The following is a 17,216-nucleotide window of genomic DNA, read 5'->3' as shown; positions in this document are numbered from 1 at the left end:
AATGGACGCAACCCCAACCACACCGACCAAGCCCTCCGCATCCCTTGAAGACCTCAAGGTTCAACGTTCGAAGGTCGACATCCTGTCTTTCCTGCTGACTGGATCGGCAATCGGCTTCGGTGTCCTGGGTTACAACGCGCCAGCGCCGATCCTCGAATACATCGGATTGGCAGGGATGATCCTCTTTGCTTTCTCGGCGACCTACAACGTCGACAAGGCCGATGGGCTCTCGAACCGAATTCGTGCTCTCACTCCCCGAAAAACTGCCGAAATCAAGCAGGTGCAAACCCACAGGCCAACCGAAGCGGCTTGATTGCGGGAAAGTAGCCCCCCGTTTTCGCTTTTCAACGGCGCCATCAGAGCTTGAAATAGGTAGGTGGGGTCAAGCCCCGCCCTACCGACCATTGCCTGTCGTGCTCCCGAGAGGATTGCCATGGAAAGCGAGCATCTTCGTCAGTCGCCAGCATCACCTACGTCCGAGGTCCTCGCCCTGCTCGAGACCTTCAGCAAGGACCTATGCAACTCGATCCGGGGATTACGGTCTGACCCGGAGTTCAACGCGAAGAACCTGCGCTCAGCCTACCAGCAGGGCCATAAGGACGCGCTGGAGCAGGCCGAAGACATTGCCAGGGAGTCGATCCAAGCTCTCTTGAGTAAGCTCGCAGGCGCGGGTGGTGTCACGACCAGTTCCACCTGAGCATGGCGGAAATCTTCAATAGAGCCGCTTCCATGCCTCAAACAACAGCAATCCTTGCCCCCGAAGTGGGCGCGATAGTCCACTACGGTACCAACAGCTTTGGAACCGAACCCGGCAGGTATCGAGTTTCCGGCTACATGCGGCGGGTCGAGAAAAAGCCCGACTTCGGTAACGACTTCATCGCGGAGATCCTGTTCGATTCCTGCCGGGAAAGGGATGGCACCAGGTTGCAATGGTGCGTCCGCGCAGATGCAACCCACCTCAGCCTCACCGGAATTGCAGGTGCGATTGCACCGATCGAGCAATGCGAGGTTGTTGGTATGGTCGCTTGGTCTGAGGCCGAACTCCTGGAAGCCAGACAATTTGCCCAGCTATTAGGAGAAAGTGGTGAACTGCTGTTCTGACCTGGCCCTGGGGCCAAAACTCACTGACCAGGACCGTAGCGATTGGGTGCAGCGGTTTCGTCCGGAATTCGGTGATGGATTCCTCCGGGTCAAGCTGGGTCCTACTGCAGCTCCTGATGGAAAGGCTGGGTGTTTTTTGGCCGCCGGCAACACACAGACAACCTGCATCGACAACGCCCTGACCGGATACCTGGTCAGGATTTCCTGATGCCTAGGGAAGACATGGGCCAGGTAGACACCCGGCCCATCACGGCCCTCACCCCTCCTCCGCCGCCCGTCGCTTCAACCTAGCCTGCAGAACGCGCTTTACCGCTACCTGTACCCGATCACGGATGATCTGTTTCCAGTCCCGTGCTGGCGGTTCAGGATGTCGCGGTACCGGCTCCAGCAGCACTTCGCCATCCGCAGGAACGCCCAGGTAACGCCGCACAGCACGGATCTCTCGAACGGTTCGTTGGTCCTGGAACCCGAACTGGTTGCCAAACGCAAGCATCCCGAGAACTGCCACCCCCGAGGTCATGTAGCCAAGAGTGACGAAGGTTGCGACTACAAAGTGGGGGGCCTGGTTCAGAAAGAGCAGGTCGAGCTGGAGCGGAGAAGCCATCGTCACAAACGCCACTTGCATCAGGGTCACGGCGGGGGCAAGTTTGCAGGTCTGCATCGCGATCCGCATCGAGGCTTTGAACAACTCTTCCAGTTGGGCGAGGTACGTGCCCCGGTTATTTCGCACCGCCTGACGGATTTCCTCCATCACTTCGTGGTTCACCTTCCCCACTTCCACGCCATTTACTGTCACCGACCAGTCAACTTCTGGTTTCGCCATCTCGGCCCCCAAACGCACTTGGCCGGTACACCGCGCACCAGCCGTTGTACAAGAGGCTATTTAGACAGCGGACCGGGCTCCATCCAAAGCGTGGTTCCCATTTCCCGACCGGTTCTGGCACACCTCCTGCCCAGATGTAATAGGCCCATCAAGCCCACCGCGCAGGTCCATCATGTCCTACAACCACGCCTTCACCCGCAAAGCCTTCAAGCTGGCAATGGGTGATGATCTCGCCTCAAGCAACATCATTCACCGCATGCTCCACCCCGCCCAGGACCTGGAGCTGCTGGAGAGCATCCAGCACGACGTTGGCCTCGCCCCCGGCCTGGCGGTCTACTCCGACGACGAGCACGTCCTGGTCTATGAGCTCGCGAAAGCCGATCAGCTGCCGGCGGAACACCATCCCTTCTATGAAAAGGCTTCCGAGGCCGGTGAATGGCTGGGAGTGACCTGGGAGCTCTGCTTAGCTCCCTCTGGTGATGAGCAAAAGGCAGTGGTGGTCACCAGCGGAGACCAAAGCTACATCGAGAAGCTGGCAGCTGACCTCAATGCTTCCTTCAGGCCGGTCGTGAACGGGCTGGATGTCGATGGCTGTGACGTCGAGGTCATCGACAGTTTCGGGGACCTCTACGCGGTCACCTGCAGGCTCACATCGAAGAGCCAAAACGAGGTCCTGCACATCCTCGCCCTGGACGAGCGGATTGCCGTCGAGGCAGCGCTTCGCAAGCTGTGTGTATACGCCGGCGTAGACCCTGACCCCCTCAGCAAAAACCACCCTTCCTGCTTTGTCGTCTCGGCCAAGCGCATCGGGACCCATCAGATCGTGTTCTGACGGCAAGGCCCTGGTCGGCCCGGGCCACTCTCCACCAAGGAATCGACATGTCCAATTACCGGATCATCCCCAACGAACAGGCCTCCCACTTTCTGCACCTGAAGATCGGTCGCCAAAGCGCGAACTACGCGAACAACCTCTACACCGTGATGAACAGCATGATGGGCGGCCGCTTCGCCGGCGGAATGTGGGAGCTGAGGGAGTACACCAACGGAGCGGTGGCCATGGTGCTGCCGGATCAGCAGCAAGTCGTGGCGGCATGCTACGGATGCCAGCAGGACCTTGAGATCAGCCTGGAGGCCCTCTCACTGGTCGCCAGCGCGATGCTCTTCGTGCGCCTCTGTGAAAAAGCGGTTCTTCATGGGGATGAGGACGAGGCGCTTCACCTGCGCAACCTCCACGATGTACTGCTGGAGGCGCTGGCCGGTCGCATGGACCTCGTGATGCGCGACGGCAAGCTGATTCAGTCCGAAGCTCAGGACCTGACTTTGCCAAGGGAGAAGCATCACGAGTGGGCGCAGATCCGGCGCTTCCTGGACTGAAGTCATCCAACTTGCTGGCGCGACGTCTTTGTTGGAGAGGATGCGCTCCGGCGATCATTTTACCTGCCGGGTTCTGGCACGCGGCGACTGCTTAGAAACTGAGCCCATTCCAGATTTCAGTGCAGTGAGCACCAAGCCATGACCACCGCCCAGACCAAGCTGTCCCAGTCCATCCAGGCCGGCCTCTTCGACGTCGCGGAGCCTGCACCGGCTCTCGTACCCGTAATGGACCTCACCTTTGACGATAAGGTGAAGGCTGCGGTTGAAGCCATCAAGCAACAGGTTCGAGAGGGTCGTCATCCCTGCCTCGCCTACTCGGGAGGGAAGGATTCTTCGTGCTGCTTGAACCTCACCTTCACTGCCCTGCGCGAGCTGAAAGCAGAAGGGTTCGCCGTGCCCACGTTGCATGTGGTCCACTCAAATACGGGGGTCGAGAACCCTGTGCTGGAGATTTACAACAAAGGCCAGCTCAAGGCCATCGAGGCATATGGCAAGGCCACTGGAATCGATACCCGCGTCTGGTTGGCTACCCCTAGTTTGTCCAACGATTATCTCGTCTCTGTACTCGCCGGGCGAACGATCATGTCGGTTGGAGCGAACACGAAGTGCTCCATGATGATGAAGGTTTCGGCACTGAACCGAATCAAGCGAAAAGTGCGCGATTGGGTAGCCGCTAAAGACGGAGTGAAAGCCAAGGCCGCGAACCTTTTCAGCATCATCGGCACTCGGTTCGAGGAGAGTGCTTCGCGGGCTGCGAAGATGTCCGAGCGTGGGGAGAGTGCCACCGAAGCAGTCGATGTTATGGATGACGGCCAACTGGTTCTGAGCCCCATCGCTGACTGGACCACCTTCGACGTCTTTACCTATATCGGGCATGTTCGGTCGGGGACGATCGAGGCCTACTCAGACTTTGACGAGCTGGTCGAAATCTACCGTGAGGCCAACGGTGGAGATTGCATGGTCACGGCCTATATCTCTGGACGCGAGCAGAGCCGAGCCCCGTGCAGCGCCCGCACAGGATGTTGGGTTTGCACTCGAATTGGAGTCCGAGACACCAGCGCCGAGAACATGGTGCAGGCCGAAGGCGGGAAGAACGCCTTCATGAAACCGCTGTTGGAATTGCGAGCCTACATGCGTGCGCGCCACTTCGATCCGTCGGCGCGCTGCTGGCTAGCCCGCACGGTTGATGAGTCGAAAGGGACAATCAAGATACTTCCCAACGCCTACAGTCCCCAATACACGTTGGAGCTGCTCCGGTTGATCCTGACCATTCAGGTCCGCGAGGAGATCGCTGCAAGTAAGCTGGGTATCGCACCACGCTTTGAGGTGCTCAACGAGCGCCAAATCATCGCCTTGGACCTTCTCTGGGGGCGCTACCAATATCAAAGAAGCTTCATGGCCGTTCGCACCTGGAAAGAGGTCTACGAGCAGGGCAAACGGTACGAGATTCCTGCCCTGGATTCGATTCCGACGTTCACCGAAAAAGACGTGTCCTTCCGCGCCGAAGTCCCGTTCGCCGATGAGGAGTATTACTCGGCCTGGCGAGGCTTCCGAGACGTCGATGCAGCGGTAGCTGACTGTGAGTCGACCGTTGTAATGGGCGACGGGACCATCCTGGCGCACGCCAACACCGGCGAAGAGTTCGAAATCGACGAGGAAGGCGCTGCCCTGTTCTGGGAGTTCGACCGGGACTACGCGCTGGAGAGAGTAAGCGTCCTGGATAACCCTGCAGGAGTTGTCCATTACCTGGTCGGCCTCGGCACGGTGACCCTGTACAAGGGCAGCCTAAGCGAGTGGGATCGAATCATGCGAGTGGGGAATCAGGCTTGGAACCATGGGCTCTTGCCGATCCTCCATGACCCGCACGCGCTGGTTGAAACCCTACAGACCAAATTTCAGCAAAAAGAAGAAGAGCAGCGCGCGGCCCTGGTCGGCCAGCTGGCCTTATTCCTGTAACTCCCCAATATCGAGGACGAACCTATGGCACTGATCACCAGCCTGGCAATCGAAGAGGCCGCGGACATGATCACCGAGGAGGGCGGCCGCTTCGCTGACACACTCTTCGGCGGCCAGGTCATCGAAGCGGCACGCGAGCTGTTGAAGCAACAGTGCGAGGACAAGGGAGCTCCCCTCCCCCTGGGAGAGTTCTTCGAGCGCCGAGAGGACATGGGCAAGGGCCGACTGCGGTTGATCCTGGATGGGGACTCCGACGTCTGCGTCGCGGTGATCAGTGACGACGGCGACATGGCAGACGTGGAGTTCTGCGTCCCATTCTCCGGGGGTGGTCGCTCCCCGAAAGTGCGCGAAGCGCTGTTGGACTTGTGCCGGGCGATTCGAGACGAAAATGCGACCAATCCGATCAGGGAATAGCGGCGAGGTCCAACAGCGCGGGTTGGAAAACCAGAGGCGCTGTTTGACTCGCATGCCCGGCATCCGCCGATAGACTACCAACCCCATGAGCGAGCACTGAGGTGACTCAGGAGCTTGACTGTGGACAGAGCAAAGGAAATTCAGTGAACAAACTCCGAGACCCCCTCGCCCCCTCCCGCACCGCCGACAAATTCGTGCTTCGCCTGCCTGACGGGATGCGTGAGCGCGTGGCCGAAGCCGCCAAAGGGAGTCATCGCAGCATGAACTCGGAGATTATCTCCAGGCTGGAGCTGAGCCTCGAATCTCCCAAATCCATGCCGCTGATGCAGCCTTCCGGGGAGCTGACTTCGGACGAGCAGCGCCTGATCGCTCGATTCCGAATGCTGGATTTGAAACAGCAATCCGCCCTCGTGGTTCTGATTGATCCCACAGCACAGCCTGGCCGTTTCGCCGAGGCCAGCTGAGTTACCACGCTGCTGGTAAGCCCTTGCAGGTTCTGGGCTCCATCGAATGGGAGCCCAGAGAAAAAGTGCAAGCTCCCCCTCCTACTGCCCGCCATACGCGGGTTTGGGTCGTACCAGGAAGCGGTTGGCGCTCCTGGAAAGAACAAGGAGTCCCATGTTGAAAAAACGCATTACTGCCGCCGCGTCGCTGCTGGCATTGCTGACTCTTGCAGGTTGCTCAGCCATTGGCCAGCAGGAAACTGCCAAACACCACGTTGCCACCTTCGAGGTGAAGATCAAGGAGATCGGCCCGGGCAAACAGGAGTCCATCCTGTACTCCCCCACAATCACAACCCTCGTCGGCTCCACAGGGGAATGGCGAGATCTGGAACTCAAGTCTGGAGGGCCTGACAAACCCAGCTACCGCAGTGGCTTCATCGTCGCGGTACATCCAAAAATAGACGGCCAAAACCCCGATGTGATCGGCATGGATTTTGTCGTTGATCAGTTCAATCCGAACGTAACGGACGGCAATCGCACTTGGTCCACGACTACCAGCGATATCAGCCATAGCGAGACGTTCATCTACTGGCAGGCCGGCGGTAAGCAATATGCTGCCTCTGCACGTCTCCTCAGACTCGATTGAGTAGCGTTAAGTAGCGCGAGTGCTGAAGCTCAGCCAAGCGGTGTTCACGTTCAGAGATCAGTCTTTCTTGGCTTCTCGCCAAGAGCGAACTTCGAGTGCTGCGCCGAACGCTTTAATCCGAATACTCGACTTTAAGCAGTGTTCGGCTCCTCACATCTCCAGGCTAGCGGTGCGGTGCGGTCCGCGCCGTTTCTGGCTATGGATTTCAGCCACCTGACTTCGCTCGAAGCAAGGCTGCAGAATTCCTACGATAGGCGTTCCATATCACCACATCACACTGGAAATGCCTCTGATGAACTCCTCTCGGCAACAAACCACCGAAGCTCCACTGCCAACGCAAATCGCGACTCTTCTGGCCCTGCAGGCAGGGATTGAAAACGGAAAATGCCTGTCGGAGAGCATTAACTGGCTCACTGCCTCGCATCCGGAATTCAGCTGGGGTTCATCCCAGGATGCCGGTGAGACCAGCCTGGCTGACGTACTTTCGAATTCCGGCATGTTCGGCGGGGACGTCAAGCTGATCTTTTCGGTGATGCGCTTCGACTTGCGCAACACGACTCGCCAATTTGATGCAGCCATCGAGTTCCTGAAGATACAGATCCAGAGTGCAGAAAAATGAGTCAGCTGATCACCATTGTGCTTCTCGGTCTCGGGTATTACCTCGGCCGATTCCACAGTGAATGGGTCTATGCGATCTCAGGCATGGACATGGCGAAAGACACTGACCGCATCGTCGGGCTGATGGTGACCCTGGCGATCGTAGTTGTGGTATGGCTGGCCCTAGCTGTGCTCCTAGGGCGGGGCGCCGCCAGTACCGCGCACACTGATGACGTCTCGGGAAAAAGTTCTCAGGTTCGTTAAAGTTTTGTCGACTGCGTGCCGTATCTGCTCGTAGGAGCTTCGAACAGCTCCTCCTGCACCGCAGGAACAAACCTCGAACTGGAGATTCAATGAACAAAGTTTCGTCGCTCTTACTGGCTGCAACGCTTTGCGTCGCGTCTACTGCCCATGCCACCGACCGCCTGCAGATCCAGGCTGTGTTCAGCAAAGACGGCCAGGTCCTCAGCACTCAAACCCAAGAAGTCGGTCCGGGTGAGACGGCCCACTTCAGCAAGACGGAACCCAAGGAGTTTGACGTCAGCGCGTCCGGCAATTCGAAGGGAATAAAGGTTGAGAAAGAAATCCGCAACCTCGGGTTTACTGCTGATGTCACTGCCCGCGTGCTGTCGACCGGCGATGTCAAACTGTTTGTCAAAGGCCTGTATACGGAGGCTCAGACCCCAAACGAGGTTAAAACTCTGGGAGTAAAACTCAAGCTCCCCAACGTTAGGTCATACACTCTGGGCCGCGACGTCATAGTCGATGAGGATGGCAAGGCCAGTTTTGGGACCGATGGTGACAAAGATCCGAAGCTGCAGCTGGATGTGACCGTTAAGCGCCTGTAAGGCAAATCGCCAAGCCGTGGGACCTACCCACGGTTCTGGCACGCGGCGAAGCGCCTGATCCTGTGTTCATTCCGAACACTGCAAGGACCTACCAATGGCCGCCGCTCTCCAACTCCCCTCTACCCATGACCTGCAAACTGTCGACGGCATCGCCGCCTTCTACGCACAAGAGCTGGCCTCGCGCACAGGCCATGCCGCGAGGGTCAGTGACTACCACCGTCTATTCGCCGAGTCGATTCTGAGCCGCAATGCCTACGGCCTGTCTGCGCTTGCCAACGGCCTGAACAACGTCGGCAAGGCGGTGTTCAGCCAGGTGACGGGTGTTCACCTGCCCCGTACCCAATCGGGCACCTGGGCAGTGATTCTGGCCTGGGCCGGGGTAGACCCGAAGCAGGACGAACTGCGCGAAGCAGAACGCCGGCTGAAGGTCATATTCGATGAGCTTTCGAGCCGATTCTCCGAGGTGGATCGTTTGGCCGCATTCGCGGCTGACAACTACGCCCGTGGGTTCGTGCAAGTGATCAAGTCCGGTACCAGGTACCTGATGGCCGACGCTAAAGGCTCTTGTGGGCTGGACCTCAGCATCCGTGGCATGCACGGCCCGCAAACCCGCCCCTACATCGTGGCATTTCTGGCAGTTCAGAAACTCAAGGTTGAACTGGGCCTGCAGGCAGAGCCCGTCTACGTGCGAGAAACGCCACCGCAAGAAGAGCCAGCTCCTAAACATCCCCGGCCCACCCTTTCCGAGCAGCTCGGCATGGGATTCTGACCATCAACGCATTCCACAGGTGGGTTTGGCTTGAACGACCCACCTGTACATGTTCAGTTGCGCTCAGCGCGGCCATCTTCCGGCCTGAATTCGTAGGAAACCCATGACAGAGTCCATCATCCAGCGCGTTCGGCGCTCTATGCGCAAGACGTCGGTCAGGCAGTCCGTCGCCGGCTGCGGGATCACGCTAGCGGCCTTCGGCGCCTTCCTGATCTACCACTTCCACCTGAATGCGCCACCTGCCCCGCCTTTGGCTGAGGGTGCCTCAGCCACGATCATGGCTCAGATTGCCAAAGACCCGTCGCGGTGGACCAAGAACCCCATGCCCTGGGACAGGCTGCTGAGCGACTTGCGGGAAGGGAAGGTTCAGGAGATCGACCTAGGCCGCCGAGAGCTGTATGTCACGACGAAGGAGAATGGCACCTACCTCGTGACGGACGGCTTCTACGTGATCACGCGCCTGCTCATGAATGTGAGTCTCGAACAGAAGACGCCACCCTTCTCACTCCAGGAGCTTGAGCTTCCGACCGAGATTGACGCATCCGCCTCTCTGACCACCGCGGTGCAGCTGACAATCCTTGTCTTCTTCGTCTGCATGCTCTGGCCCATGTTGAGCACGCGACTCCCGGCCCGAAAGCGCAAAGCCAACAAGAAGATCCGTTTCGATGACGTGGTCGGATGTGAGGAAGCAAAACGGACGCTGATGGACATGACCGCCTGGCTGCGCGCGCCCAAGGATTTTGCAGGCTTGAATGCTCGCCCCCCGAAGGGCGTGTTGTTCCTCGGACCGCCTGGCGTGGGTAAAACCCTATTGGCCAAGGCCCTGGCCAATGAATGTGGCGTGGATTTCATTGAAGCCAACGGTAGCCAGTTCAGCAGCATGTTCTACGGAGTGGGCATTCAGAAGGTCCGTGCACTTTTCCGTGAGGCCCGGCGCAAAGCGCCCTGCATCATTTTCGTGGATGAAATAGACGGCCTCGGGGCGCGGGTATCGCAATCCAGGGTTGCTGACGGTGAGAACAACAGAATTCTCAATCAGTTTCTCACTGAGCTTGATGGCTTCAGCGAGGCGGCCGGCGTGATGCTGATCGCCGCGACCAACAACGCGGATGCACTCGACAAGGCGCTGCGCCGTGAGGGCCGGATCGACCGCACCATCCATGTTGGACTTCCCACCCTTGAAGACCGGAGCGAGCTTCTGAAGCTCTACCTCGGCCGTACCAAGCCAGCCCAGGATATGGACTACACCAGCCTAGCCAAGAACAGCATGGGCCTTTCGCCGGCGGCAATCGCGTTCATCTCCAACAATGCGGCGTTGCTGGCAGCAAGGGAGGGTGCCCAGGAGGTCGAGATGCGCCATGTAATCGAGGCTATCGAGATCCAGCGGATGGGCGAGGCGATCGAGGCCCGCAGCGCTTCCAGTGAGCAGGACAGGAAGCGGGTGGCCGTTCATGAAGCAGGCCATGCACTGGTCGGCGCGATTCTTGGCACTGGCCGCGTCGAGAAAATCACGATTCTGCCGCGAGGACCTGCCCAGGGCGTGACCGTCATACTTCCGGCAGAAGACAAGCAGCTGCATTTGAAATCCGAGCTACAGGACCAGATTGCGATGGCGCTGGGAGGCCGTGCTGCTGAGCAAGAGGTCCTTGATATGGTCTCTACCGGGGCCGCCAGCGACCTGCAGGAGGCTACTCGGATTGCACTGGCCATGGTGCATAGCTACGGAATGGCCGACAACGACAGCCTGCTGAGCCTGAGCGCTCTCCGGGATCATGGGATTGAACTGGATGCCCGGGACATCACCGACAAAGCAGAGTCGATCCTGAAGGTCGAGTATCAACGGGCGTTGGCGATCATGGCATCCAACCGCGAAGCTCTGGATCGACTGGTCGCAACCCTGCTGGAGCAGGAGACCATCAACGGCGACAACGTGTACCAGGTGCTCGGCTTGGAGTCTGGGCAATCTTCAGCGCCCATCCCCGCCAGAGCAGTAGCCTGATCGATCGCCGGACGGGGAATCCTCCCTGCCCGGTTCTGGCACGCCCGCAGGCATTGGATGCTACTCCTACGCCAAACAGGAGCACCGCCATGAACCTGCAACACGCCCATCTGCTGTTCGGACAGTCCACCGAAGTCATCGCCTCTTCCGAATCGACACCCATCCCGCGGGAGTTTGACTTCACCGAACCTGAGGACTGCGCCAAGAGCATTTTTGCCCTGATGGGTCGCGCCGCCGGCGGATTCCCGATCGAGGCCTGCTGCCTTCGGGTAAATTCCGAGCGGCGCACCGCTATTCTGGTGGGGCGTGGCGTCCACGTCGTCTACCGTGACACCTCCCTCCCCACGCTGACTGCCGAAGAAGCGATGGACATGGTCCAGCGCAAGGTGAGACAGACCTACCACCTCGGCACGGTGGCACCTCAATGAGCTACCGAGCTCAAAACGTCCGCTATAGCTCTCAACAATTACCTCTTGAAATTGGCAGCAGGTGATCAGTCACGGGCCCATCAATTAGGACAGATCACTCGGGGAAAACGGCAGTAAGGTTTGAAGTGGTTGAGCAGCGGTAGCCCGTTACCATCCAGGAATTGCCCTGTCTCCGGAGTTCCCAATGTCAAATCCCGCCACCGACTGCCCGGTTTGGAAGCGATATCTCGAAGTCGTAGCCTCGACCGGCGGCCAGGCGAACTACCTCCCCGCCAAGTCCGCACTCTACAAGCGCTTACTGGAAGGCAAGCAACCACTGGTGCTGCCTCCTCCACTTTCGTGTTCGTCCCCCTGGTATGCGGCCGTGGAGTCTGACAAGGTCATGGCGCCCCTGGACGGGCCCTTCGCTTTGGAGGTCCAACTGGGAGGCACCAAGATGGATGCTGTACTGATCGAACAGACACCTTGGTGCGTGGTAGAGCGAGTCAGCGCCCTGGAGCTGATCGTGTCTCAGCCTGGCTGGAATGAACTGGGTTTCCGCTGGCGCTATTGGCATCAACCCATGCGGGCTGACGAGTCGCAGGCATGCCTCATTGCCCACTACGCCCCCGGCGCGGGCCGGATTACAACTAGCGCGCAGCTCGACCTCGAGTGCCGTCACCATGCCGAGCACTGGCGGTCGTACATCGAGATTGCAATCTCGGCCTTGAGTGACGAGGTCAAACTGACTGCCATCGATCCAGGCATTGAAGATCAGACTGACCCGCTCCGATACCGCATGCGCCGCTCCGCAGCTCACATCAGACTGGCACAGGCCCAGAAGGAAGCTCAAACCCGGGAGGGCAAAGGCCTACCTGCAGTACCCACCAGTGCCGAAGTCGATTCGTACGCAGTTCGCTACCGAGAATCGCTGCTCGCTGGCGCATTCGAGGAAAGGGACGGTTGGCTGTTCGTCGATGGGTGGGCACTTCAGCGCATTGCTCCCTCAGCGATCGGACCGGAGCACTACCTGCCAGGTGCGCCGGTGCCTGCCGTAACGATTCAGGAAGCCTGATCAGTGCTCAGGCCAGGGAACGACATCGCTCGGGGCCTGATCCAGCGCCTTGACGCCCTGGGGCTACGGGACAGCGCGGCTCCCAGCCTCGTCGGCCCTGATCGCTACTGCGTCGGCGTTCGGGCTCGAAACCTGATCGAGGTATTCGAACTCGGACGCCAGCTCGGCTCCTCGTTTGGGAATATCAGGGTCGAGACCTTTGCCCATGAGCACCTCATTGCGTTTCCTGAGGCCCTCGTAGATCTGGAGCACGGATCAGCCTGATCGACGGATATTTCTCTATCCCGGTTCTGGCACGCCTGCTTCGCCCTGATTCTGTGGTCCATCGAATCCATACCGAAGGACCGCAGCATGACCACCAACAACCCGAACTCCCTCGAACTCAATCGCACCATCAACCGCTACTCTTCGCATGAAGATGAACGGATCGCTTATGAGCGTATGCAGATGGTTGGGTTCAAGGTTGCCGAGATCCTTTTGAACATGCCGCTGGGTACCATGGCGGACCTGGGGCAAGGCGAGTTCTTGTTTGTCGCCGACTATGAGGGTGAGGTTCATGTTTTCAGTACCCATGATTGGCGCGACGAGTGTGCACTGAATGACGTCAACTGGTTTTTCCAGAGCGACTATCAGGGGTTGTCCGCTGACGACCTGGACGAGCATCGAGCAGAAATGGAGCGCTGGCTGGAAAGCCCGGTATTCCGTCAGTGCAAGCCGGCGGATCACGCCCAGCGCATGGTGGCTGACGCTGAAGCAGAGTGGAAACGCCACCAGGACGTGACCGCCGGAATTGAGCAACCGACCTCCCCCTCTCAAGCTCCCCTGAACCGCTACGACCATGAGAAAGCCAAGCGCCTGGTCGATGGCTACATGGTTCCGTCCCGAGAAGCCCCTCTGGAAGGGCGTGAGCAGCAGTTTGATCGTGCCAAGGCCGAGCTGGTCAGTCACCTGGAACTCCAACTCAAGCAGGTGCAAGGCTTCAGCTATCAGGACTACACGAAGAAAGTGAGCTGATCAAAACAAACCCCGCTCCGGCGGGGTTTTTCTTTCCCAGGCCCTGGAAAAACAGCACGGGTGTTTGACTTGAACAGCGCATGTGCTTCGGGAGACTAGGTGCTTTCCGACATCCAGGGCAATCGAATGGACTACATCAGGGGCAAACGGGTACTTAGCCAAGCGGAAGACATCCGAATCGATGTTGAAGAAGACCAGATCGAAATTCATGCCGAAGGCCTCTGCTTCAGGGTTGCCACTAGCTTCGGGGGTGAAGCGCACTTCGAAGTTGCACAAGAACAGGGGATTCCAACTGATGGCGGCCCTTTGTTCTACCTAAAGAATGGGTACACCAACATCGCCTGGTTCAACGTCGAAGGCGAGGCTCTAAAACTGTGTGAGCGCCTTCGGCTGGCACTTCAAGAACAGCGTGCACTCAAACGGAAGACTTCCGCTTCCCTCCTACCGTCATCCAGCATCGCTGCCAGATTTGGCAGACGTTTCGCTGAGTTTGGAGGGATCGTTTTCACGTCGCTGGTCATCGCTTTCGTGGGGGGCGTTGTTGCTTACCCAGGCTGGCAACTGGGTGGAAGGCTGTTCGCTTCAGCTGACCTCGATGTAAACCAAGCTATCCGCCAGTACGCTGAAGAGACCAACCAGCTCCTGCCGGCGGCTGAAAGCGATTTCGTTACCAGTGGTGAAGGGGAAACTTGCGGTCCCAAGCCCCAAGGCTCCGCCCTTGGGGATGAAGAGCCGAAGGAGTGACCAGGCAATAAAAAACCCGACATGCATCGCCGTTGCATGTCGGGTTTCCTCTTTCTGGATCAGGAGTTCTCAGAGCAGATCGACTCATACACCACTTCGAGCAGCACGCGGAGATCTTCCGCGGACTCCTCAGCATCCATCTGGTCGAACGCTGTGACAGCGTCGAACCACGCAAAGAAGGCGTTGAAATCCTTGAAGCTCCGGGCCACCGAAGCTGGCTCCCCGTCATCTTCAAGCAGGCCCTGGACATGAGCCTTCATCTCGGCGAACGAAGGAGGCGGGTTGTCGAACTCCCAGGAGATCGATCCTAGCAGTTCGCTGTAGCGTTGTTCGTGGCTAGTGGTGGAGTTGTTGTTCTGCATGTTGGTGCTCCAAGCGGCAGGGTCGGAAGTGACCACGTGATGGGGTAACTATCCAACCCATGGCCGCGTGCCAGAACCGGCTACTCGCAAGTTTTTCAACCCGTAGGGTGGTCGTGGCACACCAGATCCCGTCGGAACATGTTGGCTCAACAAGGAGCCCAGCATGACCCACCTAGCTGACCTGTATTACCGCGGCACTACCTCCTCAACCACACAGCTCAGGCCTGCGAGACGCGGAAGCTTCGGATCGGGCCTGTACTTCGCCGACAAGGCATGCGCCACCCAATATGCCGGCCCCGGCGGCTCAGTGTGGGAAGTCCAATTGTCCTGGCAGAACCCATTCCGTTGCACAGCAACGATCGAGAACGACTACGACCTGGACAACCCTGCGGTGCCTCTGGTCCTGACCATTTTCCCGAATGCGGAAGCAGAGGCGCTCATCCGCAAGGCGGCGGAAACCGACGGCCACTTCGGCCCCGAGATTCAGGAACGGCTCCGTGATCTCGGCCACGACGGAATCTTCGCCACCTATGAGGACGGCAGCTTCGAGGTTGTCGTATTCCGAGCAGACCAGGTGAACCTGTTGCGCCGCCTGGACAGCACTGCCGTCTAGGTTTCAAGCCCACCCTCACAGCCCACGAAAAATCTCGCCTTGGTTCAGGGATTTCAGCAGTCCACTTTGGCCGCGTCGCCCCCCCAGGACCGAGCAAACTTCACTCACCTTCCAGCCGAAAAGGAATCAGGCGATGGTCAACTTTTCACCCAAGCTGCTCGATGGATACCCCTACCTGCTCGCCGGCGAGGAGTCTGCCGACACAGCGGTAAAGAAGTTGCAGGAGGCGTTTTCGCCACAAGCAGTTTTCGACAGCGGGTACAGGGGCCTGGCAACACTGGGGGCAAGCTGCTGGTTAGGCCTGGATGCCTACATTGGTATTGGCCCCAATGAATTCATCGACGAGGAGTTCGGCTCCAGAAATCAGGCTTTCCCTTTCAAGGTCCTGGTGACCAGACGCGCTTCCGACACGCCCTGCCCTGAAGTGCTTTTGTGCGCCGACGGCTTCTTTGTTGATACGGAATACCGCGACCTTGACCTCGTGGTTGCCCTGGATGCAATCAGCCAGGAGGTCTATCTCGCTGGCGAACTGTTCAACCACGGATGGCCTAAACGCCCTGGGGTGTTCACGTTGTTCACCCAACTGATCGCACATCCTGAACTGAGGACTGCTGTTCTGCCCAAGCTGCTTTTGGAGGTCGAGGGAGCAATCTGCAAGGCCTCCCCTGAAATTCGACTCGAATCGTCGGGGCTGATTTTGGTGTCCAACCAGGCAGAGGAGCCAACCACCGCCGTGCTGGAGGAACGCAGCATCTGTTCAGTACACGAACTCCGCGACAGCATCTGCCTGCTGAGTATCCCGACGAACCAATTCGCATTCGACCAGCCCAGCGCTCGGTTTACCGCCAAGCGTGTGTGCGAAATCAACTTCGACTTCTGACGCCCCCAGGTAGCCGGTCAGAATCCGCCCGTTAGGATCTGGCCGGCACCTTCACGCGTCATCCCCACTACAACCGCCCCTCAGAACTGATCAAGAGGCACCCATGCCGATCAAATGCAGCATCGTCCACTTCGTGGACAAGAAACCCGACGGCAACCCCGCGTCGCTACAGACCCGAGATGAATTGCTGTGCCAGAGCGAGGCGACCGACAACCTGGTTGCTGATCTCCTCGACGCCTACAACGGCAAGGCCGGCAAGGGCTGGGGCTTCTTCCACGAGCCTTCCGGCGCCTATCCGTTCCGTGAGTGGCTGACTGGGTACCTCGACGGAGGCCGAGATTTCGTCGCGTTCAGCCATGAGGCCGTCGAGCATTTGGTTCAGCTCATGAACGAGAGCGTCGTAACCACTGGTGGCCACGTCCTCTTCGTGCATCTCCAGCAAGGAATGACCGACTACCTTGTCATTGCCCTGCTGCATCAGCGCGACGGAGTGGCCCTCACAGAGGGCCTGGACGTCACGGCAATTCGGCACCTGGACGTAGGCCAGCTGCATCTTGCAGCGCGTATCAACCTTTCCGAGTTCCAGAAGAACCCCAAGTCGCGCCAGTACATTTCATTCATCAAGAAGACTGGCCGCAGCTTCGACTACTTCCGCGATTTTCTGGGCTGTCAGGAAGGGGCCGACGCACCGAGCGAGACCCGCACCTTGCTCAAGGCCTTCTCGGACTATGTCGAGAGCGAGGATCTGCCAGAAAACGAGGCCCGTTGGAAAACCGACACCCTCGTGGACTACGCGCAGTCGCAAGCCAAGCTGGGTGAGCCGTTGGTTCTGGATGCTCTCTCCGAGCTGATCGACGAGCAGCGGCCGAAGGCCTTCTACGACTACATCCGAAACAAGGATTACGGCCTGGCACCGGAGATTCCCCCGGACAAGAAGACGATCAAGCAATTCCAGCGCTTCACCGGCAGGGCTGACGGGCTGGCGATCTCCTTCGAGGCCCACCACCTAGGGTCAAAGGTAGAGTGGGACAAAGAGCGCGACATATTGATCATCCGCAACATCCCGACCCAACTGAAGACTCAGCTCGACAAAATCAAGGCCTGACATTGGGGCCTACTGCCCCGTCCTCCCCTACACCGCCGGGGCCTAG

The 17,216-nt window shown here is 58.7% G+C and carries 24 protein-coding genes; 21 read left to right on the top strand and 3 right to left on the bottom strand.

Going from position 1 to position 17,216, the window contains the following annotated elements; translation table 11 throughout:
• Position 1: 1 nt before the first annotated feature.
• The 3 genes from ACNFIA_RS16810 to ACNFIA_RS16800 all read left to right on the top strand — a co-directional run bounded on the left by ACNFIA_RS16810 (position 2) and on the right by ACNFIA_RS16800 (position 1,101).
• The gene (locus tag ACNFIA_RS16810) at positions 2-313 is read left to right on the top strand and encodes a hypothetical protein (protein ID WP_416786817.1); all 312 of its coding nucleotides are present in this window, start codon (positions 2-4) and stop codon (positions 311-313) included.
• Positions 314-433: 120 nt separating this feature from the next.
• The gene (locus tag ACNFIA_RS16805; protein ID WP_416786814.1) at positions 434-697 is read left to right on the top strand and encodes a hypothetical protein; all 264 of its coding nucleotides are present in this window, start codon (positions 434-436) and stop codon (positions 695-697) included.
• Positions 698-729: 32 nt separating this feature from the next.
• Entirely contained in the window at positions 730-1,101 is a 372-nt protein-coding gene (locus ACNFIA_RS16800) for a hypothetical protein (protein ID WP_017519949.1), read from the top strand.
• Positions 1,102-1,357: 256 nt separating this feature from the next.
• Here the strand turns inward: ACNFIA_RS16800 and ACNFIA_RS16795 are convergent, their stop codons facing one another.
• Positions 1,358-1,924 (bottom strand): hypothetical protein, encoded by a 567-nt coding sequence (locus ACNFIA_RS16795; RefSeq protein WP_416786813.1) that lies wholly within the window; start codon positions 1,922-1,924, stop codon positions 1,358-1,360.
• Between the two features lie 172 nt (positions 1,925-2,096).
• On the opposite strand from ACNFIA_RS16795, the gene ACNFIA_RS16790 reads away from it, so the two are divergent.
• From ACNFIA_RS16790 to ACNFIA_RS16730, 13 genes are all read left to right on the top strand, one after another.
• Positions 2,097-2,756, top strand: coding sequence for a hypothetical protein (locus ACNFIA_RS16790; protein ID WP_416786812.1), 660 nt, complete (start codon positions 2,097-2,099; stop codon positions 2,754-2,756).
• A gap of 47 nt (positions 2,757-2,803) precedes the next feature.
• On the top strand, positions 2,804-3,298 hold the full coding sequence (locus ACNFIA_RS16785) for a hypothetical protein (RefSeq protein ID WP_416786810.1): 495 nt from the start codon (positions 2,804-2,806) through the stop codon (positions 3,296-3,298).
• 138 nt (positions 3,299-3,436) lie between these two features.
• Positions 3,437-5,254 (top strand): phosphoadenosine phosphosulfate reductase family protein, encoded by a 1,818-nt coding sequence (locus ACNFIA_RS16780; RefSeq protein WP_416786808.1) that lies wholly within the window; start codon positions 3,437-3,439, stop codon positions 5,252-5,254.
• A 24-nt stretch (positions 5,255-5,278) separates the two neighbouring features.
• On the top strand, positions 5,279-5,668 hold the full coding sequence (locus ACNFIA_RS16775) for a hypothetical protein (RefSeq protein ID WP_416786805.1): 390 nt from the start codon (positions 5,279-5,281) through the stop codon (positions 5,666-5,668).
• Positions 5,669-5,811: 143 nt separating this feature from the next.
• Positions 5,812-6,132 carry an Arc family DNA-binding protein gene (locus tag ACNFIA_RS16770; RefSeq protein WP_416786803.1) on the top strand — a complete coding sequence of 107 codons (321 nt, stop codon included), beginning with the start codon at positions 5,812-5,814 and terminating at the stop codon, positions 6,130-6,132.
• Positions 6,133-6,286: 154 nt separating this feature from the next.
• Complete coding sequence (locus tag ACNFIA_RS16765; protein WP_416786801.1) at positions 6,287-6,757, top strand: hypothetical protein; 471 nt, start codon at positions 6,287-6,289, stop codon at positions 6,755-6,757.
• Positions 6,758-7,049: 292 nt separating this feature from the next.
• On the top strand, positions 7,050-7,376 hold the full coding sequence (locus ACNFIA_RS16760) for a hypothetical protein (RefSeq protein ID WP_416786799.1): 327 nt from the start codon (positions 7,050-7,052) through the stop codon (positions 7,374-7,376).
• Positions 7,373-7,618: a hypothetical protein gene (locus ACNFIA_RS16755; RefSeq protein WP_416786797.1), complete on the top strand. Its 246-nt coding sequence runs from the start codon at positions 7,373-7,375 to the stop codon at positions 7,616-7,618. The genes ACNFIA_RS16760 and ACNFIA_RS16755 overlap by 4 nt, the downstream gene beginning before the upstream one ends.
• Positions 7,619-7,707: 89 nt before the next feature.
• Positions 7,708-8,202 (top strand): hypothetical protein, encoded by a 495-nt coding sequence (locus ACNFIA_RS16750; protein WP_416786794.1) that lies wholly within the window; start codon positions 7,708-7,710, stop codon positions 8,200-8,202.
• A gap of 94 nt (positions 8,203-8,296) precedes the next feature.
• Positions 8,297-8,971, top strand: a complete 675-nt coding sequence (locus ACNFIA_RS16745) for a hypothetical protein (RefSeq protein WP_416786792.1) — start codon at positions 8,297-8,299, stop codon at positions 8,969-8,971.
• A 103-nt stretch (positions 8,972-9,074) separates the two neighbouring features.
• Complete coding sequence (locus ACNFIA_RS16740; RefSeq protein ID WP_416786789.1) at positions 9,075-10,970, top strand: AAA family ATPase; 1,896 nt, start codon at positions 9,075-9,077, stop codon at positions 10,968-10,970.
• Positions 10,971-11,059: 89 nt separating this feature from the next.
• Positions 11,060-11,398: a hypothetical protein gene (locus tag ACNFIA_RS16735; RefSeq protein WP_416786785.1), complete on the top strand. Its 339-nt coding sequence runs from the start codon at positions 11,060-11,062 to the stop codon at positions 11,396-11,398.
• 184 nt (positions 11,399-11,582) lie between these two features.
• Positions 11,583-12,452 (top strand): hypothetical protein, encoded by an 870-nt coding sequence (locus tag ACNFIA_RS16730; RefSeq protein WP_416786783.1) that lies wholly within the window; start codon positions 11,583-11,585, stop codon positions 12,450-12,452.
• Between the two features lie 63 nt (positions 12,453-12,515).
• Here the strand turns inward: ACNFIA_RS16730 and ACNFIA_RS16725 are convergent, their stop codons facing one another.
• On the bottom strand, positions 12,516-12,704 hold the full coding sequence (locus ACNFIA_RS16725) for a hypothetical protein (protein ID WP_416786780.1): 189 nt from the start codon (positions 12,702-12,704) through the stop codon (positions 12,516-12,518).
• Between the two features lie 99 nt (positions 12,705-12,803).
• On the opposite strand from ACNFIA_RS16725, the gene ACNFIA_RS16720 reads away from it, so the two are divergent.
• Positions 12,804-13,466: a hypothetical protein gene (locus tag ACNFIA_RS16720; protein WP_416786777.1), complete on the top strand. Its 663-nt coding sequence runs from the start codon at positions 12,804-12,806 to the stop codon at positions 13,464-13,466.
• A 99-nt stretch (positions 13,467-13,565) separates the two neighbouring features.
• Positions 13,566-14,210 (top strand): hypothetical protein, encoded by a 645-nt coding sequence (locus tag ACNFIA_RS16715; RefSeq protein ID WP_416786775.1) that lies wholly within the window; start codon positions 13,566-13,568, stop codon positions 14,208-14,210.
• Positions 14,211-14,269: 59 nt separating this feature from the next.
• Here ACNFIA_RS16715 and ACNFIA_RS16710 read toward each other — a convergent pair whose 3' ends face one another.
• The gene (locus ACNFIA_RS16710; protein ID WP_017519933.1) at positions 14,270-14,572 is read right to left on the bottom strand and encodes a hypothetical protein; all 303 of its coding nucleotides are present in this window, start codon (positions 14,570-14,572) and stop codon (positions 14,270-14,272) included.
• Between the two features lie 163 nt (positions 14,573-14,735).
• On the opposite strand from ACNFIA_RS16710, the gene ACNFIA_RS16705 reads away from it, so the two are divergent.
• The 3 genes from ACNFIA_RS16705 (at position 14,736) to yejK (ending at position 17,170) form a co-directional block, all read left to right on the top strand.
• Positions 14,736-15,185 (top strand): hypothetical protein, encoded by a 450-nt coding sequence (locus tag ACNFIA_RS16705; protein ID WP_416786773.1) that lies wholly within the window; start codon positions 14,736-14,738, stop codon positions 15,183-15,185.
• 133 nt (positions 15,186-15,318) lie between these two features.
• Positions 15,319-16,065 (top strand): hypothetical protein, encoded by a 747-nt coding sequence (locus ACNFIA_RS16700; protein ID WP_416786770.1) that lies wholly within the window; start codon positions 15,319-15,321, stop codon positions 16,063-16,065.
• A 103-nt stretch (positions 16,066-16,168) separates the two neighbouring features.
• Complete coding sequence (gene yejK, locus ACNFIA_RS16695) at positions 16,169-17,170, top strand: nucleoid-associated protein YejK (protein WP_416786768.1); 1,002 nt, start codon at positions 16,169-16,171, stop codon at positions 17,168-17,170.
• The last annotated feature ends 46 nt before the right edge of the window (positions 17,171-17,216 follow it).

The organism is Pseudomonas sp. NY15437 (genome assembly GCF_048068435.1).
Lineage (GTDB): Bacteria > Pseudomonadota > Gammaproteobacteria > Pseudomonadales > Pseudomonadaceae > Pseudomonas > Pseudomonas nitroreducens_B.
This window is presented reverse-complemented; position numbering and strand designations above follow the sequence as displayed.